Source organism: Butyrivibrio sp. MB2005 (genome assembly GCF_000424285.1).
Taxonomy (GTDB): Bacteria; Bacillota; Clostridia; order Lachnospirales; family Lachnospiraceae; genus Butyrivibrio.
Genome location: NZ_AUJP01000009.1, coordinates 81,448 through 102,097 on the forward strand (window position 1 = coordinate 81,448; position 20,650 = coordinate 102,097).

22 protein-coding genes are annotated in these 20,650 nt (G+C 41.8%); all 22 read right to left on the reverse strand.

Features of this window, described 5'->3' with window-relative positions; translation table 11 throughout:
- Window positions 1-95: 95 nt before the first annotated feature.
- Window positions 96-1,394, reverse strand: coding sequence for a TldD/PmbA family protein (locus G610_RS0105030; protein WP_026523912.1), 1,299 nt, complete (start codon window positions 1,392-1,394; stop codon window positions 96-98).
- A 66-nt stretch (window positions 1,395-1,460) separates the two neighbouring features.
- A complete protein-coding gene (locus G610_RS0105035) occupies window positions 1,461-2,849 on the reverse strand; it encodes a TldD/PmbA family protein (RefSeq protein WP_026523913.1) in 1,389 nt (462 codons plus the stop codon).
- 61 nt (window positions 2,850-2,910) lie between these two features.
- Entirely contained in the window at window positions 2,911-3,159 is a 249-nt protein-coding gene (locus tag G610_RS23435) for a DUF2179 domain-containing protein (protein ID WP_026523914.1), read from the reverse strand.
- 126 nt (window positions 3,160-3,285) lie between these two features.
- The gene (locus G610_RS0105045; RefSeq protein ID WP_026523915.1) at window positions 3,286-4,686 is read right to left on the reverse strand and encodes an MATE family efflux transporter; all 1,401 of its coding nucleotides are present in this window, start codon (window positions 4,684-4,686) and stop codon (window positions 3,286-3,288) included.
- 202 nt (window positions 4,687-4,888) lie between these two features.
- Entirely contained in the window at window positions 4,889-7,492 is a 2,604-nt protein-coding gene (locus G610_RS0105050) for an ABC transporter permease (RefSeq protein WP_026523916.1), read from the reverse strand.
- Complete coding sequence (locus tag G610_RS0105055) at window positions 7,492-8,184, reverse strand: ABC transporter ATP-binding protein (protein ID WP_026523917.1); 693 nt, start codon at window positions 8,182-8,184, stop codon at window positions 7,492-7,494. Before G610_RS0105055 ends, G610_RS0105050 begins: the two co-directional genes overlap by 1 nt.
- A gap of 125 nt (window positions 8,185-8,309) precedes the next feature.
- Window positions 8,310-9,305, reverse strand: coding sequence for a sensor histidine kinase (locus G610_RS0105060; RefSeq protein WP_026523918.1), 996 nt, complete (start codon window positions 9,303-9,305; stop codon window positions 8,310-8,312).
- Between the two features lie 24 nt (window positions 9,306-9,329).
- Complete coding sequence (locus tag G610_RS0105065) at window positions 9,330-10,034, reverse strand: response regulator transcription factor (RefSeq protein WP_026523919.1); 705 nt, start codon at window positions 10,032-10,034, stop codon at window positions 9,330-9,332.
- Between the two features lie 88 nt (window positions 10,035-10,122).
- Window positions 10,123-10,962 carry a damage-control phosphatase ARMT1 family protein gene (locus G610_RS0105070; RefSeq protein ID WP_026523920.1) on the reverse strand — a complete coding sequence of 280 codons (840 nt, stop codon included), beginning with the start codon at window positions 10,960-10,962 and terminating at the stop codon, window positions 10,123-10,125.
- On the reverse strand, window positions 10,959-11,699 hold the full coding sequence (locus tag G610_RS0105075) for an AAC(3) family N-acetyltransferase (protein ID WP_026523921.1): 741 nt from the start codon (window positions 11,697-11,699) through the stop codon (window positions 10,959-10,961). Before G610_RS0105075 ends, G610_RS0105070 begins: the two co-directional genes overlap by 4 nt.
- A 66-nt stretch (window positions 11,700-11,765) precedes the next feature.
- A complete protein-coding gene (locus G610_RS19780) occupies window positions 11,766-12,251 on the reverse strand; it encodes a CPBP family intramembrane glutamic endopeptidase (RefSeq protein ID WP_051197661.1) in 486 nt (161 codons plus the stop codon).
- 108 nt (window positions 12,252-12,359) lie between these two features.
- Window positions 12,360-13,637, reverse strand: coding sequence for an erythromycin esterase family protein (locus tag G610_RS19785; protein ID WP_051197662.1), 1,278 nt, complete (start codon window positions 13,635-13,637; stop codon window positions 12,360-12,362).
- A gap of 16 nt (window positions 13,638-13,653) precedes the next feature.
- The gene (locus G610_RS0105090; RefSeq protein WP_026523922.1) at window positions 13,654-14,313 is read right to left on the reverse strand and encodes a DUF6796 family protein; all 660 of its coding nucleotides are present in this window, start codon (window positions 14,311-14,313) and stop codon (window positions 13,654-13,656) included.
- Between the two features lie 94 nt (window positions 14,314-14,407).
- The gene (locus tag G610_RS19790) at window positions 14,408-14,854 is read right to left on the reverse strand and encodes a MarR family winged helix-turn-helix transcriptional regulator (RefSeq protein ID WP_051197664.1); all 447 of its coding nucleotides are present in this window, start codon (window positions 14,852-14,854) and stop codon (window positions 14,408-14,410) included.
- A gap of 105 nt (window positions 14,855-14,959) precedes the next feature.
- A complete protein-coding gene (locus G610_RS19795; protein ID WP_081667241.1) occupies window positions 14,960-15,673 on the reverse strand; it encodes a flavodoxin family protein in 714 nt (237 codons plus the stop codon).
- A 79-nt stretch (window positions 15,674-15,752) separates the two neighbouring features.
- A complete protein-coding gene (locus tag G610_RS0105105) occupies window positions 15,753-16,190 on the reverse strand; it encodes a GNAT family N-acetyltransferase (RefSeq protein WP_026523923.1) in 438 nt (145 codons plus the stop codon).
- Between the two features lie 134 nt (window positions 16,191-16,324).
- Entirely contained in the window at window positions 16,325-16,819 is a 495-nt protein-coding gene (locus G610_RS0105110) for a flavodoxin family protein (protein WP_026523924.1), read from the reverse strand.
- A gap of 23 nt (window positions 16,820-16,842) precedes the next feature.
- Complete coding sequence (locus tag G610_RS0105115; protein ID WP_026523925.1) at window positions 16,843-17,265, reverse strand: YjdF family protein; 423 nt, start codon at window positions 17,263-17,265, stop codon at window positions 16,843-16,845.
- Window positions 17,266-17,465: 200 nt separating this feature from the next.
- Window positions 17,466-18,662, reverse strand: a complete 1,197-nt coding sequence (locus G610_RS0105120; RefSeq protein WP_026523926.1) for an ATP-binding protein — start codon at window positions 18,660-18,662, stop codon at window positions 17,466-17,468.
- Window positions 18,663-18,797: 135 nt separating this feature from the next.
- On the reverse strand, window positions 18,798-18,917 hold the full coding sequence (locus G610_RS22615; protein WP_330367667.1) for an NAD(P)H-dependent oxidoreductase: 120 nt from the start codon (window positions 18,915-18,917) through the stop codon (window positions 18,798-18,800).
- Between the two features lie 15 nt (window positions 18,918-18,932).
- The gene (locus G610_RS0105130; protein WP_242829617.1) at window positions 18,933-19,769 is read right to left on the reverse strand and encodes an oxidoreductase; all 837 of its coding nucleotides are present in this window, start codon (window positions 19,767-19,769) and stop codon (window positions 18,933-18,935) included.
- 17 nt (window positions 19,770-19,786) lie between these two features.
- Window positions 19,787-20,644, reverse strand: a complete 858-nt coding sequence (locus G610_RS0105135; protein WP_026523928.1) for an aldo/keto reductase — start codon at window positions 20,642-20,644, stop codon at window positions 19,787-19,789.
- Between the last annotated feature and the right edge of the window lie 6 nt (window positions 20,645-20,650).

The following is a 20,650-nucleotide window of genomic DNA, read 5'->3' on the forward strand; positions in this document are numbered from 1 at the left end:
CCATACAAATTTTTTTATCTGCATGGAGCTAATGCGCTGCAATTTATCATGGCTTTCCTCCTTATCATTTTTATATATTTAATAATATTTTTCACTTATTTTCCTGAAATAACAACGCCATCAACGGCTATATACGGAACGACAGAGTTGCCGTTGCAGACAAGTTCCTTGGAAATGTCGCGGATATTTTTGACGATCTCACCCAGGTTGCCGTTTACCATGGTCTCGGATAAAGCATATTTGATTTCGCCGTTTTCGACGAAGAAACTGTTCTTTGCGACGCCGGAAAAATCTCCGTTTGTTCCGGGTTCTCCGCCGGAGAAGCCTCCCATGATGAGGCCTTTGTCAACGGATTTAATGATCTCTGAAAGGGGCTTATCGCCGGGTTCAACTACAAGGCTCCATCCTGTGTTTTTGACAACAGGACGTCCTGTTTTGTTGGCTGCATACAGGCTTAAGCTGTGTGTTTTCAGCACGCCGTTTTCTATTAAGGTCACATCCTCTGCCCTAAATCCGTCCTGGGTTCCTCTTTCTCCTCCAACTATTCTGTCATCAAATGGCTTCTTTGATACCGTAAGCTTATCGCTTGCCACCTTCTCGCCGACCTTATCAAGCCAGAGACTTGTTCCGTCTATGATAACGCCATCTGACATATAATGGGAAATCAGCATGCCCAGGAAGTTGGAAGCTGCTCCGGGAGTGAGTATAACCGTTCCCTCAAATTTCCCGTCAATGCTCTTGGTGTGAATACTGTTACTGATATCCTCAAGACTTTGTCTTAGATTACCCCTATCAATAAAAGGTGTATCCAGATCGTCTACGGTAACACCGGCCCAGCCAAAGCCACTGGTTTTATCATCTTCTCTTGCGCTAATCTCGAAGAAAAAATTGTAATGGCCGGAAAAATCCTCGAATTCTGTCCCATTTGTGTTCCTTGATATCCAGTGGCTCTTGTCATAAGAACCCACTGCAGCCATAACATTAACCTTGGGATATTCCTTTTTTATGGAATCAAGACATTCCTGAATTCTCTCTATAAACTTATCCATATCAGGTTCGTAGGGGCCCTGTCTGAATACCTCTTTTCCCTGATCAGGAGCTATGTCATGGCAGGGATCCTCAGGAGATGATTCTGATGCAGTCAGACCATCCTCGGCAAGCTTAACTAGCGCATCCTTAGAAAGGTCATTTCCACTGGCACTTCCCATTTTATTATCCTTAAAAACAGTTAAGGAAGTGTAATAGTCAAACACTGTTCGCATAAGCTTGAATTCACCGTTTTGTGCGTTAAGCTCCTGTTTTTCGGACTCTACTAGTACGTATGTATATTTATCTATCTTTTTATCAATTAGTATATTATCGAATAAATCTGCGACTTCTCTCATCTCGCTCATTTAAATACGTCCTCCCTTGAAATCTCGATTTGTTATCTTCGGCCGATCGTGATCTTACTACTCATGTTATCTTCCGCCGATCATGATCTTACAACGCATATGCGGACCGCCCATACCTACTGCCATTTGCTGCTTTTTTCCGCACCAGCCGCATCCGGTCCATTCAACCTCATTGGAAACCATATCCACTGTTTTGAGCATATCAAAGGCAATTCCGGAAACTGTTGTATCAAGAAGTGCCCGGCCAATCTTGCCGTTTTTAATCTCATAGCCGCAGACCACACTAAACATGAACTCACCCGTAAGGTCAGCCTGACCATTGCCCGAATTGATGAGATAATAGCCGTCATCAACGGATTCTATCAGCTCTTCGACAGTATTTTTTCCGGGGAGAATGCAGGTATTCCTCATTCTGATAAGAGGTTCGTCGCAAAAAGCCCATCCCCTGGCATTTCCTGTGGGCTTCATGCCAAATTTCTCAGCTGTCTCTCGGTTGTTCATATATCCCGTCAGAATACCGTCCTTGATAAGCACTGCATCTTCTGCCTTGATACCCTCGTCGTCAAGGTATACAGGAAGAGGTGCACGCTCTCCGTTATAGGTGTGAGCAAAGTCAACCAGTGTTACCAGTTCAGAAGCTACTTTTTTTCCAAGGTTCGGACCGGCAACGCTGCCGCCCATTACAAGGTCTGCTTCTACAGTATGGCCAACAGCTTCATGAGCAAGCATTCCGCCCATATCTCCGCCAAGTACAACGGTCTTGTAGCCTGCTTCGGCATAGACACCTTCTGACTTGTCTTTAACCTTTTTATATAGCTTTTCAAGCTCAGGATAATACTGTTCAACGTCAGCGAAATTATCCTCAAAATTCCCAAAGCCGCCAAGACCTTTGTAGCATTCTACAGGTGTACCGTCCTTTGTTTTCAGGCTCATGCCAACATACATGCAGGTTCTGGGTGTAACAAGATGTCCATCATAAGCATCCGAAGAGTATATGATTCTGTCCTGTGAATCCTCGCTGTAATAAATAGAACGACTCTCCAGATTCGGGTATTTCTGAGCGATGTAATCGTCCATCTTACGACATGCATCAATTATTTTCTTCTGCTCTGCATCAACAATATCCCCGTTTGTGGGAACAAGCCCTGTTCCATAGGAAGGCGGAAGGACAATTCCCTTATTCCCTGCATGGCGAGCCATCAGTTTTGCATTTTCAGATGCTGATTTCAAAACCTTTTTCGCTGCCTCATCACTGCATTCAGCTATGGATGCAAATCCATATAGTCCCTCTTTTCCGACCAGCGCACTTACTCCTCGTGATTCTCGTCTGGAATTATTAACCAGATTCCCTTTCAGAATACTAACTGTCCGGTAGCGATTTTCCTGGGCTCTGAGCACGGTCTGAACCCCGTCTTCAAACAGTGCTTTGTTTACTTCATAAATGTCTGTAAGCATAGTTTTCCTCCCCTGTTGTCTGTAATTTCGCAAGTTTATAGTGAAAACAATAAAAAATAAACTATCTCAATATCTCATCTACTGTGGAAACCGTACTGAAGCTACCCTTGTTTCGTGCAATTATTTCCTTCATTTTCTGAAGTTCAAAATAGCTCACATAGCAGATAAGAGTCTTATTCTCTCCTGCAATCATTCCGTATGAATGAGCGCCAGTCCAAGCCCGAGCAGCGCTCCGCCAAATGCCACAGCGAGGAAATGCTCCGACAATTATGACCAGGTACGAAAAAAAGTCATCGAATCTCTTATTCATATATACCTCAAAAAAGATGTCTATCCGTGCAGTTAGCAGTGTCAATCTCAATGATAATACGCCGTTCATCAAAAGAAAAGAGAACGCGCCTAAAAGCCGGATAGATGTCTTTTTTATACTGCAAAATCATGCAGCCTGAGGAACTGTCAGATTCTTAAGCCACCGCTCCTTGTGAAGCCAGAAGTGGAATATTACTACCTTCACCAGATCCAGGACCTTTACTCCAAAGTACATTGTCACCGGTCCGACATTAGTGTATCTAGCAAAAATGAATAGCATCGGCAACATAACCAGAATCGTTATAAATGCGTCCGTATACATTCCCATGGCTGTGTCGCCTCCGGCTCTTGCTATAGCCTGCTGCGCATTCATGAGAACCCATGCAGGCATGAAGAAAGCAAGAAGAATTACCATGTTCCTGCAGATGCCTACTGCGCTGTCACTTAACCTGCCAAATACAACAGGCACGATAAGCGTAGTTCCAAGGCCCACAAAAGTCATCATTACGCCAAGGACTGATGCTCCTGATAGGAGCCATTTTTTCTGGATACGGGCCTCTTCAAGGTTTCCTGTGCCGAGAGTTTTTCCGATAATAACTCCTGTTGCAGAATAAATACCACCGATAGCAACAAAGAAGAGATTTGCTATTGCAAAGCCTGATGCCATGCCTGATACAACATCTGCTCCGCCTCTTCCGTTATAGATAGCGGTTGTAACTGTTTCTGAAAGCACCCACACCATCTCACAAAAAAGAACCAGCGCGCCTTTCTTTGCCATGCTTCCAAAGAGCCTTGCGTCTATCCTGATGAAATCTGTAAATCTCACCATGAAATCCGGTTTAAGCTTCGCATAAACTACAAGGAAAGCTATAAATTCAAAGGTTCGTGCAATAACTGTGGCGTAAGCAGCTCCGTTTACTCCCAGGGCAGGAAGTCCAAAATGTCCGTAGATAAGCACCCAGTTAAGGCATGTATTGATAAGGGTTGCTATAACGGTGATCACAAGCGGAATATTTACCTTTCCAAGATCGCGAAGAGAGCTTGCAATGACAACGGATATAGTCATCTGAATACCTACAAAAAAGCAGATTCCAATATAGCTCACAGCTGCGTCAAGAATTGCATCCGCCTGGGTGTTACCGATTACCATAAGAGACAGTATCTGTCTCGGGTATCCCCTGCACACCAGATAGTAAGGAATAGCGGCAGCAAGACCCATGATCAGCTTGAATCTAAAGGCCTGCCCCATACCCCTCTTATCCTTAGCGCCAAAGTACTGAGTCATGAAAATTCCGCCTGCAGTGCAGATCGTATTTACATAAACCATGAAAATGAACATGACCTGTCCGGCCACGTTTACACCCGACATAGCGATGTCTCCAAGGCCTGATACCATGAAGTTGTCAACCAGCGAAACCATGCTCTGTATAAGCTGCTGAAGCATTATAGGTACAGCTATCGACAAGGCATTTATATAAAATTTTCCGGGGCCAAAAAATTTGTCCCTTCTATTTACTATCGCATTCATTTCTATCATTTTCTCCTACAACACCCATTCTTTTCTTTGCTCATCATCATATCTTTGAACTATTTCATTTTCACAGCTCCTTTATTTTCAAACCTATCACATGATAAAAAAGAGGTCGTCATCTACACCGATAACGACCTAAATTTCACTGATTTTTCCTCAGGTTCTGCGCTTTCTCAAAGAAAGCCTTTTTGATGGTCCATTACATGGTATCGCACTTAAGTGCCTCAATAATACTGTCGTTCCTGATCCTTGATGCACTAAGTAACATGCTGAATCCAATGATAATAAATACTGCAACAACCATCATCAGATACATAGGGTAATTAAGTTCAAAGGCGAATACCTTGCTCTCAATTGTGTTAAACATCAGGAAGCTAAGAAAAATTGATACCGGTATTCCAATAAACAGGGCTCTTAATCCATAGAGAATAGTTTCAAGGATAAGCATCTTCTTAATACCCTTTTCCTCCATTCCCACGGATCTGAACATGGCAAATTCCTGCCTTCTCATATGTACCGCTGTAGATATGGTGTTCACAATATTAGCAATAGCGATAAGTGTCAAAAGAATAGTAAATCCATACATTGCAGTGTTAAGCATAAGGGATACTGTATCCATGGCATTTATTGCCTGTGACAGATCCTGAACCACGCAGTTTGTGTAGCCGCCATAAGTTGTGATGTCACTGATCTTTGATACAAGTCCCTCTTCACTACCAGTGGGGAACACACCGTATGTATAGCTAAGAGCTGTTTTGTCTAAGTGTTCCTGCGCTTTTTCATAATACATTGATACGGGAACGTAAACATCCACTGTGTTCTTGGGCACCAGATTGCAAACATAGCTATCCTCTTTGTACTTAACGATTCCGCTCACTTCAACAACCGGTGGATTATTCTCGGGATCATCATAAAAAATCTTTTGGCCAATTATACTTTCGTTAAAAACAGGCTTACCATTCTCTGTATGAAGGTAGCTGTCAAGGATTACTCCCTTAAGCTCTTTTCCATGATAATCAGTAGGATTTATTCCGTTTTCGTTAAGGAGCTTATCGAAATCTTCATCATCCACAAGGATCACCATAACACCGTCAAGGTTGTCAAACAGTGCCTTATAATCGTTTGTGAGATAATCCTTATTCAAAAAGCTATTGTTTGCCGGAACAAAATCAGACTTATTGTCATGATCCTTAAAAAGATAGGTAACATAGTCTGCAGATACAACTCTTTCAACCTCCGGAAGAGCCTCCAGTTCCTCTTTTAACCTGTCTTTTTCATCCAGCCCGCAAGAAACATATATGTTGAACGGAAGATCGATCTCATACTGATTCAGCTTCAAAAATGTATTATTAAAAAAGTCGATAGTCAGGAACATTATGATCGATATCGCCATGGAAAAAACAATTACTGTTCCCTTAAATCCGTTTCTCTTTATGTTTTTGTAAGCAAGTTCACCTTCATAACCAAAGATTTTTCTTATAAAAGGATTGACCCTGAGTCTTCTTGCCTTCATCTTAACCACATTTGTCTGGCGGAGTGCATCGAGAGGCATTATCTTAGATGCCTTGACTGCCGGAACAAAGGCGGATATAAATACTGTCACAGCGGAAACAATCACAATCGCCAGAATAACATAAGGGTTAACTATGATAGGAATAGCTCCTCGCATACCCTCAGCTCCAGCAATCATATCTGATTCAAGAATTTTCCTTCCAAGGAAATCCAGGGTTACTGCAGCACCTGCACATCCTGCGAGAATCCCCAGAGGAATTCCGATAAGACCCAGCACCAATCCTTCAAAATATATGGATGATCTTTTTTGTGCCCTTGTAGCACCAACGCTGGCCAGCATGCCAAGGTATCTCACTTTCTCAGTAAGTGACATTCCAAAGGCGTTGTAGATCAGGACCACCGAAGTAGCAATTACTATCAAAAGAGCAATTCCCATCAATGTAAAAAACTGAATGTAGGTACCGCCCATTCCCTTGGTAGCAAAAACACTTATCAAGAATTCAGTGTTCATATCCCCGATATGAAGACCGTAATCCTCGGCAATCTGCTGTATCTGAACTGCCGAAGTACTGTCAGCCTTTTTTAAAGCTATGCGACAGTCAAGGTATGAATCACCATTAACATCAAGCCCTACGGTCGTGCCAAAGTCCATGCCACGGAGGATATCAAAGTCCTTTGTTGGTCTGTTGCCATGAAGGATTGCCGTAATAGTAGCGCTCTCTGTAGAAAGAACTTCGAACTGCTCTTCAGATCTGTATGATCCGCCATAATAAATCTTTGTTCCATCCGGTTCTATTTCATATCTGTTTCCCAGTTCAAAAGTAATGGTATCTCCAACATGAAGATCAAGGCTATTATCCTTAAGAAATCCCTCTTCAACTGCAACTTCATCAGAGGTTTCGGGGAGCTTGCCATCATACTCAGAAACCACAAGCTGCTTGTATATATCCCCGCCGCCATTATAAATATTGCCAACCCTGAAACGCATCTCTTTATCTGTGAACATCCTGACACCTGTGATGGTAGGATCCGTGCAGACAACTCCGGCATATTTTATTCTGGAATCATTTTCAAGAGCCTGTACATCTTCCCATGTCAACTTATCGTAGACAGCGTGAACATCACCATCCGTAAGTCTGTTGATGCTTCCGAAAAAACTGAAAAATGAGAAAACACCAACCAATATGGCTGTGATAAGTGCTGTAGATGCCACAATTCCAAGGATCGTAACAATAGTTCTCTTCTTATTTTCCAGAAGGTGTCTTATGGTGAGTTTTGATATGATATTCATTACGCACTCACCTCCTCCCTCTTGGAGTCATGGGTTATCTGACCATCTTCAATTGTTATTACTCTGTCCGCTGAAAGAGCTATTCTCTCATCATGAGTGATGATGATAACCGTCTGTCTGTTCTCCTTATTGAATTTCCTAAGAAGAGCTATGATTTCTCTGCTGTTCTCGGAATCAAGGTTACCTGTGGGCTCATCTGCCAAAAGAAGTGCAGGATGATTCATAAGCGCTCTTCCGATTGAAACTCTTTGCTGCTGTCCACCGGACAACTGATTGGGAAGATGTCCCACTCTCTCCGATAATCCGAGCTTTTGAACAAGATCATTTAAGAGCTTCTTATCCGGCTTCTTTCCATCCAGAAGAATCGGCAGAGTCATGTTTTCCTCCACATTGAGGATCGGAATCAGGTTGTAAAACTGATATATAAGTCCGATCTGTCTTCTTCTGAAAATAGCAAGCTTTGTTTCATTCAGCTTACTGATATCCGTACCTGAGATATTCACTTCCCCTGAAGTAGGCGTATCAACGCCTCCCAGAATATGCATCAGAGTAGATTTTCCCGAACCTGATGGTCCGACTATAGCAACAAATTCTCCCTGCTCTATATCAAAGGAAACGTTCTTAAGAGCATCTACTTTTGTCTCTCCGCTTCCGTAGACCTTACACAGGTTTTTTATTTCCAATATCTTCATACGAATTCTCCCTTCTCATCATTTACATTGTTCGTTTAATTGTTTCTGATGATAGGTTATTATATTGAGATTACAATCAAGTGACTGTTTTATTACACTTTTGTCACATTTCCGAGTCTTGTCTCTTACACGATCGTCTTGTACAGCTTAATCACAAAGGTAGATCCCACGCCTTCTTTGCTTGTTACTGAAATCTCGCCATGCTGATCTTCTATGATAGCCTTAGTCAGTGCAAGGCCTATTCCAACACTGTCTTTTCCTGCATTTTTACCCTTATAAAAACGTTCAAAAATATGAGGGATATCCTCAGCGGCGATTCCGCAACCGGTATCTTTTATGGTTATCTGGCTAAAAAGAGTCGTATCAAGAGTAGTGATTTCAAGCTCTCCTCCTTCATCCATGTGCTCAATGCAGTTTTTGACAATGTTCTGGAGTGCTTCCACCGTCCAGTTTTTATCGCAGACAAAAGACATGTCGGTTACAGCCTGTTTATATGAGACTCCGCGAAGCTCGAATTGAATTTCAAAGGGCTTTATGACTTCTGCCAGCAATTCCTTTGCTGAAAGCTGTTCCCGCTTAAGCTCTATGGTTCCTGCATCAAGCTTTGACAGCTTCAAGAGAGTCTGTATCAGCCAGTTCATTCTCGAAAGCTGCGCGGACTGGGTTTGCAGGAATTCCCGGCGCTTTTCCGGATCGTCTTCGACAGCCAGAAGGTCATTCATGACCATCATTGATGTAAGCGGCGTCTTCAGCTGATGGCTAATATCCGCTATTGCGGATGCAAGCTGCTTTTTGTCGTCACTAAGTATCTCATTTTGAGCCTTAAGGGTGGATGAAGCTTTATATATATTGTTTACAAGGATCGAAAGCTCGCCCTCCTCCTGATTCAGGATGTCAGGGGTATCACTTCCTGACAAAACCTTCACCAGATAGTCGTTTAGTTCTTCTATCCTGCTATACCTCTTTTTTGTGTAGTAAAAAAAGACAGCAAGGAGCACAGCCCCGGTAATAAGGGGCAATATCCCTGCTGTTATTCCTGCAAAAATGAATCCGCCAAAAGCCATTAAAATGGTTACAGCGGATCCAATAATCATGATTCTTCTAAAGTCTTGGTTTCTCATACAATTCCTCACAAGGTAGTTCTCTCAGCTAATATACCCCATACCTCTGACAGTCCTGATGATCTGCGGATCTGCCGGGTCCTTTTCAATCTTGTCGCGAAGTCTTTTTATATAAACCGTAAGCGTATTGTCATTTACAAAGTCACCGGCTACGTCCCACAAATCCTGGAGCAGCTGATTTCTTGAAAGTACCACGCCTTTGTTGTTGCAAAAAGTAAGAAGAAGTCTGTATTCAAGCGCTGTGAGTTCAACAGTTGTTTCCTCTCCGTTGTCTTCCTCCTTCTTTGTAACCCTTGCTTCACCTGTGTAAATAGTGATATTTCCTAATTTTTCTATGGATGCATCACCTGAACCTGCGCCGCCTGTTCTTTTTCCGGAGCGCCTGAGCACTGTCTTAATTCTGGCCATAAGCTCATTGATTCTGAAGGGCTTACAGATATAATCATCTGCTCCCATCTCAAGGCCCATTACCACGTTTACTTCCGCGTCACTGGCTGTGAGGAAAATCACAGGGACATCCTCTTTTTCCTTAATGAACTTACACACGTCATAACCGTTGCCATCCGGAATGTTGATGTCCAAAATGCAAATGTCATAAGTGCCGTTTTTCCAGGCATTTCTGGCATCCTTGGCATTTTCTGTAAGTGTAACTTCATACCCTTCTTTTTCAAGAGAATACTTAAGCCCCATACTTATGGCATTGTCATCTTCAAGCAAAAAAACTTTCATCGTTGTTCTCCTCATGCCCCTTTCTGCCCGGTTTTCATTTTGCTCCATAATAGTTTGTAATTTATTATCCCAAGTTATGATTCATAAATCACTCTTCAACGAACATTCCCGTAAGCTTCGGAACTTTAAACCTGTTAATGAATAAATCGCACTTACACAAAAAGGTATAGAAAGCATGGTGTCCTTCACAGGCGAATGATTCATAATTTGCCTGGCCTTTGGAAAAGATAATATCTGCATTATCTATAGCTGCTTTTGCTTCATCTGAGAGCCTTGGATATACTGTGCCGGCTATCGGTGCGCCATTGGTAATAAGTTTCCCAACTTTATCAAGGCCCACGTACAACGCATCTTCCATGGTTGCATCGTTAGATACATCTCCGCCTCTAACCATAATCATAAGGTCAAGCTGCGGATATCTCTTTTTTAGCTGTTCAAACATTAGCTTATCCAGAACGATCTCACCACAGTTATCCGTCAAAAGAATAAACCTTTTCGATTTAGAGCATTTATCGCAAAATGACTCGTAAACCTGTCTCTCATCCTCACGCATTTTTGTATCATCAAAAAGCTTTAAAAACGTCTCTTTATCAACCTGATGCAATGCCGCAAAATCTATATAGTTCCCTATTCTGCTCATTACTATGCTTGTGGCAAGAGGGTCTTCGCTGCTTTCGATTTCTTTTCTCAGATCATCTTCCATGGAAAGAACCAGATCGTTGTATTCCTTCTTTTCATCTTTAAAATCCGGCAATGGTCCAAAATACTTTTCATGTATTTTATTAATCTGAATAACAAGCTCTGGACTTGTAATATCCTCAGGTCTGTTATCCAGTACCGCCTTTATTTCTGCCAGATAGTCCTTATTATCTGTTTTCTTTAATTGTCTGTCATACATGCATTTTGCACAGCTGTCACTAAATTTCATTTTAATCCCCATAGACCGTAAGGATCACGCTTAAGTTCTTCTTCGTATAAAGAAACTACTGACAATATGTCGAAGAACATCACCTTACAATCCCCTATATAAGCTTCTTTTATCAGATTCTTATTATATGCCATATCCTGTATCTTGTACCAGGCTTTTACCGGCGGATGTCCGGCCTCCATGAACCAGCCTTCCGGAGGATACTTTTTATTTATCTCCTCTGTTGGCTCAAACATTTTGTTTATGTCCTTTGGAGTTGCTCCCTCCATGTAATGCATGGCTGTTAGCTTATAAATATCTACGCCAAACATCAGAGCTTTTCCGCCGTTATGGATGGCATAATCAAGGCCGCCCTTTACTGCCTCCTCAGCGTGCTTGCCCCATCCGGCAGTACTAATGACCTCTTCCCCACAGACAGTATCAGGGAGCATGCGGAAGGTGTCCGCTATAGCTCCCATGGCAGTTTTCTTTTCATCTCTATCAAGAACCTTTATCTTGACTGTGATGCCCATTTTCTTATCTTCTTCTGTGAGCTCAAGCTCCTTGCTAAGTCTGAGTGCGGGCATGAAAATGCTTCCCTCTTCTGTCACAAGCTCCTTTAGGGCATCGATGAGAGTCATCGCCCCGCCCTCGAGCTTGCCGAAGCTGCTAAGTGAGCTGTGTACCTCCAGGATCATACCGGGCTTAACGCCCAGGTTTGTTAGTGCTTTTATCAATTCATTTTTTGTCACTGACATATAATTGATTGCTCCTTTCAGTTTTGGTTTGCACTAGTCTCGCCTGATTTTGCACAGGTTTACTATCTAACAGGATTGAAACTCCCCCGCTTTCTTTTTTAATGTAATCAGTGCAATTATCAAAATGTATATAGACGACAGAACAACGTAGAACCATATATCGACCTGCAAGAAACAGTACAGGAAATTAAAACAGAAATGGATCACTATGCCATAAATCAGGTTGTCATTCTTTTCCATGAAATAGTTCATGATAAAGCAAAGTCCTGTCATTACGATAACATTGGACAACACATAGGGAATCATCTGAATTCCCATGTAATCAGAATCCACAAACCAAAGTACTGTATGCCAGAATGCCCATATAACGCCCTGTATCACAGATGCTTTGAAAAAGCTGTACTTTTCATTAAGGTACGGACGAAGATACCCTCTCCATCCGGATTCCTCTCCTGTGGGACCTGTTGTGATTGAAAAAAGAAATGATGCCCAGAATGGATATGCTCCAAGACTCCAGTATTCACCGAATGCTTTACCCTGTAACTGAGACAATATGAGCACCGTTATCAGAGTCGCACCGAGAGTTATAATGGCTGATGCTGCTAGCGTCGCAATGCTAATCCTTCCGCCAAAAGCCTTTTTTATTTTGGCCCTAGGGGATCATTTTACCTGTATAGGCTGTGCGTTTGATACATATATCATAGCATCGTAAAGTTCAGACGGTGATCGCCATATCCTATATGTCATGGGAATAACAGCCATAAGCGGTGAATATGCTTCTCCAAGTGATCCCATCCATGTATACTCGTTGACACTGTTCTTAAGTGGCGAGTCATCCGGAATCTTGGAAAAATCGAGATAGCTCTCATCGAAACCACACTTATACGAAGCTTTTGCCAGCGGATCGTATGAGAAAAAAGTCTTATTCACTCTCTTTGGACCTTCTCCTTTGCGAAGATTGCATTTCGTCTTGTAAAAATCAGTACCGATTACAAAGTATTGATCTCCAAGAGCATCAGCCAAAAGATTACCTGTTACCTTTTCATCAGGTCCGTAAGTTCCATGGCGCTCCACATGACCAATATGTGCAGACACAAAAATCGTGTTATTTCCAAGCTTCTCTTCCTGCTTAAGGATCCAATTGATATTATCTGCCATGTATCCATCTCGCATTTTGGGAGAGCTCGAAGCTCCGGTTTCATAAGCTGTAAACAGCTCAATATTCTGAAGCAGTATATCTGCAAAATGTGCAACATACTTGGCCTTTGTTGAATTTACCTTAGCGAGTTCTTTCTTCAGCTCTTCATAGATTGCAGCTCTTTTTTCACGATCATACTCAGAATCAATATCCTCTGCCTCATCATCCCAGGTCTTCTCCAGTTCAGTTACATCAATCCCAAGCTCTTTTGCGCCTTCCGCAAGATACTTGTGATTGTAAGCAGTTCTCTGCATGTCAAAACCGTAGAATCTAAGTCTATCACGCTCAGAAGCAGAATCGTTGTACTCACGCATCCATGAAATAAGCTCTGCCATCTGCTCTGTTCTGTAGATAGCGAATCCAATTGCGGCTGCAGCTTCTTCCGCCGTTCCTTCTCCGCCGTTGATATATCTGTTGACTGCCTCACATCCGCCGCAATCGCCCTCAAGCGTAAAGGCTCGGACTCCGTAGTTTTCAACCAGAACTTTAAATACGTCAAGTTTGAGCTCCTGAAACTCTGTGTTACCGTGAGTTGCTTCACCCAGGGCCACAATCTTTGTATTCTCGGGAATTGTGATATCTGCAACTGATCCGGCGTATTTTGCATACTCTTCTATATCTGCGGTCTCGCCTGTTCCGAATCCTCCAAAATACGAGAATGTAACTCCGGCAACAATTACCGCCACTATAAATGCCATCAATATGATAAATGGCCACGCAATCCTTTTCCTTTTATTCATTCCTTCCCTCCGGTATTTACAAACTAATCAGCGCAAGTACACCATAGGCAGCAAGTCCAAGGCTTGCTGCGCAGCAGCTTGGCGCATCTATGAATATCTTTAATTTTGTTGCCCTTAGAATAAAGCCGATAATCTGGAAAACCACCGGATTAAACAGCACGCACCACAAAGGCAGCGGCAATACGCCTTTTATTATGAAAGCCATAACTGCGATAGCCGGGATAATGACCAGCATGGTATATAGCGTAAAAAACGGAACATATATCTGTCTGAATATGCTGTTTATCACTTCTTCAGCCAGCTCCTGATCATTCTTTTTCATGATGATCTGATATATGGTCGGCTGCAGGCACAGGAAAATGTGTATCATAAAGCCGCCCATGGCCCCGCATAAAAAAATAATTCTAAGAATCATGGCGCTTATTGCATAATTTCCATCCAGCTGCATCAGGGATATAAATCCGCATGAATACATGGGTACGGCAAACATCGCCAATATCCCGGAAAGCACAAACCTAAAGTGCGCCATTCTCTCCCAGGCGCTGTCGATCACTCCCATTTTTCCAAGCTTCCTGTTATCCGGTCCTTTTAAATCCAAAAACAGATCAGCTGTTGCACATAGAACGCCGCCGAATATTCCTATAATTGCCAAAACTAATCTTGCTGTATCAGTCAATACTCTGCCCTCCTACTTTTTCTTAATACCATATTACCTTAAAACCAAAAACAGACCCTTTTTCACTTATCAGGGTCTGTTTTACACTGTTATATTATTGAAGTTCATCCAGTTCTTCTTCAAAGCTCTTTAATATTTTGAGTAATTCATTCTGCATGCTTTCGGGGATTCTATCCATGATTTCAGCAAACTTAATTCCCATTGTCTCATGCTTTTTTCTGTGTTCTGCTCTGGCCTTCTTCCCAAGCTTTGTGAGATACAGGTTAAGCTCTGAATCAGAGCTCGGTGAAACTCTTTTCTCCACAAGTCCCTTATCCACCAGTTTGTAAACCATCTGCGATGCAGCACCCTTGGTGATTCCACGCACCTTTGCAAGTCCTGTCACACTGATTCCTTCCTGATCGCCTATTATCGCCACTGTATGAATTTCAGGCTGAGTCAGCGTAAGCCCTTTGCAGTACTGCTGAGGTTTCTTTTCAAACTGTGAATACTTATGGATTATGCGTTCCATCTGCCATGCAAGCTCTCTGTAATCCTTCATATCAATCCACTTCTCTTTTGGTTATTAATTTGGTATCTTCCACAATTATAACCGGGTAAAAAGCGCCTTACAATCTAATCCTGTTTTTCATCTTCCCAGTTCATCTCAGCCATTAATTCCCCTAAGATATTCCTCCTTGGATATCATAGGAGTTTCAAGTATCTTTTTGGTTTCATCAGATAATTTGAGATTTGATGCATACTCAGCACCTGCCTTTTCAAAGCTTTCAAGAAGGGGCTCAGCTACTATAGCTGCTTCAGGAATATTTAAAAGCGGTGCTTCAGGCACACATACCATTTCCAGATTTCCGAAGCATGTATTGCACATTTGTTTCAAGGCATCGAAGTTCCCTTCCCAATCGGGGAAGCCGCATCCACTTATCACAACTGTATGTATCTTTGAAAAATCAACCAGCGCTTCGTGGTGAATAGTTCCGTTACTCTCCTCTACCATCCCCTTTTTTACAAGCGGTATCGTTCTATCCAACACTGCTTTCAAATGCGATGGCATGGAATAACAGTAAAGCGGGAAGCTCCAAATAATGACATCAGCCTTTACATACAGATCAAGAATTTCGTTCTGGTCATCCTGAATTACGCAATGCCCGTCCTTTTTTTGCCAGCATCCAAAGCACCCTTTACATGGTGCAATATTCTTTTCAATTACATTGATTACATCAATGACATTTTCCTGTTCTTTATCCATTCCCCTTAAAAAAGCCTCAGTCATACGAAATGTATCGCTCTTCTTTTTAGGGCTTCCATTTAATACAAGTATTCTCATGGCATATTCCGTTCCTTTCTGTTCACATCTACGCATGCAAGTGGCATATCATCCCTACTTTTATCTTGTTGCAAAAACATAGGATACACCGTCAGGTGCCTTCATGGGATGATTATCAGAGCCGCATATCAAATGCCTTTTTTGAACTTCCATCAAATCCTTTGTTTTCGTAAAAACGATGTGCATCTGATCGGGAGATTCCGCTTTGAAGAATAGCCTTATAACAATTCTTCTCTTTGGCATATGACACGGCCATATCAATAATTTTAGAAGCAAGTCCCTGATTTCTGTAATCTTTATCCGTTACCACGTTTTCAATAAAGCAGACGCCCCTATTGTTTCTTGTAAGATTCGGTATAAACACTGCATAACAGGTAGATACCACCTTACCATCATCAATCGCACCAAAATAGCGAATGTCCGGATTGTTCTCGATTTCTTTCCACACACTTTTGCTATTTTCTATGGATGAAAAGTCGTCATCGGGTTGAAGCTGCTTATATAATTCGAGCAGCGATGGCAGATCCTGCTCTGTGAGTCTTCTAAATTCCATTAATCTCCCTCCAGATGAATTACGGTCTATTTTTCCGCTTTAACGTTCTACGTTAACCCGCAATTTAATCCTATTTTTCACATTCCGCCAAAACTTCCCATCCTGCTCCTCACCTTCCCGTCCCCAACGGCACGTTAAACAATTTGCTGCAGCATTTTGCAAAACTCGTTTAGTTTATGTTCATTTTCTTCTGAAGGCTTATCCTTCGGATCTATGAAAATTGCGGTAGCAGCAAAACTGTCAATTCCGATACAATCCTTTAGCTTAGAAAAAGCTTTCTCAGCCCCGGCGCCGCTCTGACAGGCAAATGCGGCTATAGTTTTACCTTTTAATCCCTCTTTGTTCTCCAAAATAAATGTCCTTAGCGGCGGTGTGAAGGTACTTGCCCATACAGGAAATCCAAAAATAATCTCATCATAAGCAGACAAGTCCACATCGTAAGGCTCAAGCTCAGGCTTCTCTGCCATAACCGCACTCTTTCCGCCCCAGAAAAATTTCGAAAAGCCGCCTGTAGCGTATGCTTTCTTGGGAACGAGCCTTAATTTATCTGATGAAAGCTCCTTTGCCATTTCATCTGCTATGTACTCTGTGTTACCTTCCAATGAAAAATAAACAATAATTCTTTGCATGTAATCCTCCTTCAAAATGGCATCTATTTACCTTTATGCTTTTCTTTCTTTTTCTGCTGTTTTAGTTTAAAAAGTCTTAACTCTTCTTCCTCTTTCCGCTCTCGGCTTTTGACCTTGCATTCAAGTTTGTTCTGCTCTTGTTGCAGCTTTAATGCCTGCTGAGATTTTGTTCCGATACCTTTTCCCAGAACCGTTTTCTTTGCATCACGTTGTAATCTCTTCGGATTTCTTTTGCTTTCCTTTACCACTGTATCTACAGCAGGGCTAAATTTCAACCGACAATAGTTTCTGATAACAAACTCCTGAACTTCGTAATCCTTGGGTTCTGCACCAAAAATCACTTTTGCCACAGATAATTTCCCATTGTCTACATGTTCAAAAACTCCTACCCAGAAAGGATCATCAAAATATACTGTTAATTTATCACTCACAAACCCAGTATCCATCGTAAACCTTCAAATAATCGTAGCAGTCCTCATTTCTCTGATATCACAATAGCTCAATAACAAAAACAGGCCTTCTCATACACTGAAAAGACCCTGTTTTTCACTTCATTCTATCCCGCTATAACTTACTTAGTGGAGCATACGGGACTTGTTCCGGAGATTAGTGATACGCCAACCCATTTCGCATTTATAATATTTTATTACTTTTGCGAATCAACAAGCCATCTTGCAATATCAATTATCCTTATTCCTTCATGCTGTGTCTCATCATGTTTCGTTCTTGCTATGAGCATCTTTGGATAAGCATCTTTAATGCTCAACAACGGAGCCACTTCTCTCTTAAAAGTCTCCTCCCTTGTTATATCATCGGAAACCTGTATGTACAGCTTTTCACCTTCTTTAATGGCAACAAAATCAATCTCTTTTTCATACAGCTTTCCAACATAAACCTCGTAGCCACGGCGCAAAAGCTCAAGAGCCACTATATTCTCATATAAATGACCATAGTCAGCATCTTTTGTTCCTAATTCAGCAAAGCGGAAAGACAGATCCGAAAGATAATACTTCTTGTCTGATTCAAGATATTTTTTCCCTTTTATGTCATATCTCTGAATTGGGTAGAACAAAAAAGAACGGCACAGATAATCTATATATGATCCAACCGTTTTATCGTTTGTTTTATATGTACCGGACGTAAGCTTAGAGGCAACATTTCTTATCGAAGTCTGATTGCCAACATTATCCATAAGGAAATTACCAATCATTATAAGTAAGTCTTCATTTTCAATTTTGAATTTGGTAACTATATCCTTTGTAATGGTAGTTCGATATATTCCATTTACATATTTCCTGGCATCTTCCTCTGACTTATATAAATATGAACCAGACATGCCGCCTTTTCGTACATAATCGTCAAAGGCCTCATCCACATTGTTCGATGGGAAATATGTCATATACTCACTAAAAGAAAATGGATATAGTTTTACCTCAAATATCCTTCCGCCAAACAAAGTCGCCAGGTCACTTGAAAGCAAAAAAGCATTAGATCCTGTAAGATATATATCAAATAATTCTTCCTCATAAACACTATTAATAACTCTTTCAAAACCCTCACACATCTGAATCTCGTCTATAAACAGATAGTTATTCTTTTGAGAGTCATATTGCTTCTCAATATATTCATAGAGCTTATCGCCATTAAGTAATGACTCATTCTTTTTCAGGTTTAGTTTAATGCGCACAATATTTGCACTCTCATCTTTCGAAATACTCTCAATGAGTGCATCCATAAGTTTGGATTTTCCACTTCTTCTTACGCCGGTTATCACCTTGATATCCGGAATATCTTTAACTGCAAGTAGGGCATTTAAATAATAATCTCTCTGTATCAGCTTCATTTTCTTCACCTCAAAAACAGTATACCTCATTTCGCAAATTTAAACAATTTTCAAATTTGCGAAACAAAACACATCGGTAAATAATACCGATGTGCCAATGACTCCATATGAAGCTGCAAACCGCTTATTTCCAATCTACACCACTTCGGTTTCAACGCCATCAGAATCAAATACCTTCACCATCTCGTTTATTGCGATAGACGTGTTGCCGCCAATTCTTGGGCTTCCATTAATGATAAGTACTTTCATAGCCATGTCTCATTCCTGCTTTTAATAATCTGTCTTTACAGACATTTTCTCCCACTTATCTATCTCATTAAGTCTGGCATTTAATGCACCCCGGACTGCTGAAATAGCATCTGTTCCAAGAAGAAGCCTTAAAGGAGTCTCATCACTCTCAATAGCTTCTATTAGAGGAATACCTGCCTTATCCGGATCTCCGGGCTGCTGTGCCTTGTTCACATTCTGTTCAACAGAACGAAGCCAGGCAGTATCTTTATAATCCTCCAGCGTGTTCTTTGACCCTTTAAGTGAGCTGTCATAAAAATGTGTCCTGAAAGCACCGGGTTCCACAATCATCACCTTAATTCCCAAGGGCTTCATCTCAGCATAAAGCCCTTCTGACATCAGTTCCAATGCTGCCTTACTTGCAGCATAATAGCCGGAAGCTGCGCCTGTACGGGCTGCTCCTATTGACGATATGTTTATTATGGCACCACTTTTATTCTCTCTCATTCCGGGAAGGACAGCTTTGATCATTTCAACTGCCCCGAAGAAGTTTGTATCAAACATCTTTCGTACACCTTCATCTTCAGCTTCCTCGACTGAAGATCTGTATGCATAACCTGCATTGTTTACAAGAACATCTATCTTACCAAATTTATCGGTTGCAGTCTTAACACAGTTTTTAATGCTGTTTTTATCCGTAACATCCAACACCACAGCAAGAGCTGTTTCAGGATACTTTGCCACTATGTTTTTTACTTTATCAGTATTTCTCGCAGTGACTACCACGTTGTAGCCTCTTTCAAGAGCATTTTTCGCGATTCCCGCACCAATTCCGCCCTCTGAGCAGCCAGTAATAAGCCATGTTTTCATATTATTCATCTGACGGCATACCACCTTCAATGCAGATTCAGTACGAACTTCACAAACTCAGGACTATCATGGTTTACGATCTCGCTGTGTCCCAGATCCTTTGCAGCCACCTTAGCCATCTCTTCATCAGTGAGTTCAAAATCCCAGATATCGATGTTCTGTTCCATTCTCTCCACATGCACTGACTTGGGGATGATGGAAACACCTCGCTGGGCATTCCACTTCAAAGCAACCTGTGCTGCACTCTTATCATACTTCTTTCCAATCTCTGTAAGAACAGGATCTGTGAAAATCCCATGTTTTCCTTCTGCAAGAGGTCCCCAGGCCTGAGGAACAACGCCATAAGCCTTCATATTCTCAAGTGCTGCTTCCTGTGCAAAGAAGGGATGAAGCTCTACCTGATTTACAGCCGGAATTACTTCTACTGTCTCGCAGAGGTTTGTTAGAATAGCAGGATAGAAATTTGCTACACCTATAGCCTTGGTCAATCCTTCCTTGTATGCCTTTGTGATCCCGCGGTAAGCTGCGAAGTAATCACCCATTGGCTGATGAAGGAGAATGAGGTCTGCATAATCGAGTTCCATCTTGCCAAGCGATGTCTTTACAGCTTCATAAGCAGCTTCCTCACTCTTCATGTCGTTTACCCACACTTTGGTGGTTATGAAAAGCTCTTCCCTTGTGGTCAGACCATCAGAAATAGCACGGGCAACTGCTTTTCCAACAGCTTCTTCATTTGCATACGCGGCTGCAGTATCGATAAGACGGTATCCTGTCTTGATAGCGTTATAAACTACCTCTTCGCATTCTTTTAAGTCCGGAATCTGAAATACTCCGAATCCCTCAAGTGGCATCTTTGCTCCTGTGTTAAGTGTAATGTACTCCATAATAGA

Coding starts and splice junctions, on each gene's coding strand:
- G610_RS0105035 (WP_026523913.1), bottom strand. CDS start 2,849: ATGCTTACAGACATTTATGAAGTAAACAAAGCACTGTTTGAAGACGGG.
- G610_RS0105065 (WP_026523919.1), bottom strand. CDS start 10,034: ATGAAAGTTTTTTTGCTTGAAGATGACAATGCCATAAGTATGGGGCTT.
- G610_RS0105045 (WP_026523915.1), bottom strand. CDS start 4,686: ATGAATGCGATAGTAAATAGAAGGGACAAATTTTTTGGCCCCGGAAAA.
- G610_RS0105115 (WP_026523925.1), bottom strand. CDS start 17,265: ATGGATACTGGGTTTGTGAGTGATAAATTAACAGTATATTTTGATGAT.
- G610_RS19785 (WP_051197662.1), bottom strand. CDS start 13,637: ATGAATAAAAGGAAAAGGATTGCGTGGCCATTTATCATATTGATGGCA.
- G610_RS0105130 (WP_242829617.1), bottom strand. CDS start 19,769: ATGAATAATATGAAAACATGGCTTATTACTGGCTGCTCAGAGGGCGGA.
- G610_RS23435 (WP_026523914.1), bottom strand. CDS start 3,159: ATGAATAAGAGATTCGATGACTTTTTTTCGTACCTGGTCATAATTGTC.
- G610_RS22615 (WP_330367667.1), bottom strand. CDS start 18,917: ATGGCTATGAAAGTACTTATCATTAATGGAAGCCCAAGAATTGGCGGC.
- G610_RS0105060 (WP_026523918.1), bottom strand. CDS start 9,305: ATGAGAAACCAAGACTTTAGAAGAATCATGATTATTGGATCCGCTGTA.
- G610_RS19790 (WP_051197664.1), bottom strand. CDS start 14,854: ATGAAGGATTACAGAGAGCTTGCATGGCAGATGGAACGCATAATCCAT.
- G610_RS0105050 (WP_026523916.1), bottom strand. CDS start 7,492: ATGAATATCATATCAAAACTCACCATAAGACACCTTCTGGAAAATAAG.
- G610_RS0105030 (WP_026523912.1), bottom strand. CDS start 1,394: ATGAGCGAGATGAGAGAAGTCGCAGATTTATTCGATAATATACTAATT.
- G610_RS0105075 (WP_026523921.1), bottom strand. CDS start 11,699: ATGTCAGTGACAAAAAATGAATTGATAAAAGCACTAACAAACCTGGGC.
- G610_RS0105070 (WP_026523920.1), bottom strand. CDS start 10,962: ATGAAATTTAGTGACAGCTGTGCAAAATGCATGTATGACAGACAATTA.
- G610_RS0105105 (WP_026523923.1), bottom strand. CDS start 16,190: ATGGAATTTAGAAGACTCACAGAGCAGGATCTGCCATCGCTGCTCGAA.
- G610_RS0105135 (WP_026523928.1), bottom strand. CDS start 20,644: ATGGAGTACATTACACTTAACACAGGAGCAAAGATGCCACTTGAGGGA.
- G610_RS0105055 (WP_026523917.1), bottom strand. CDS start 8,184: ATGAAGATATTGGAAATAAAAAACCTGTGTAAGGTCTACGGAAGCGGA.
- G610_RS19795 (WP_081667241.1), bottom strand. CDS start 15,673: ATGCGTAGATGTGAACAGAAAGGAACGGAATATGCCATGAGAATACTT.
- G610_RS0105120 (WP_026523926.1), bottom strand. CDS start 18,662: ATGAAGCTGATACAGAGAGATTATTATTTAAATGCCCTACTTGCAGTT.
- G610_RS0105110 (WP_026523924.1), bottom strand. CDS start 16,819: ATGCAAAGAATTATTGTTTATTTTTCATTGGAAGGTAACACAGAGTAC.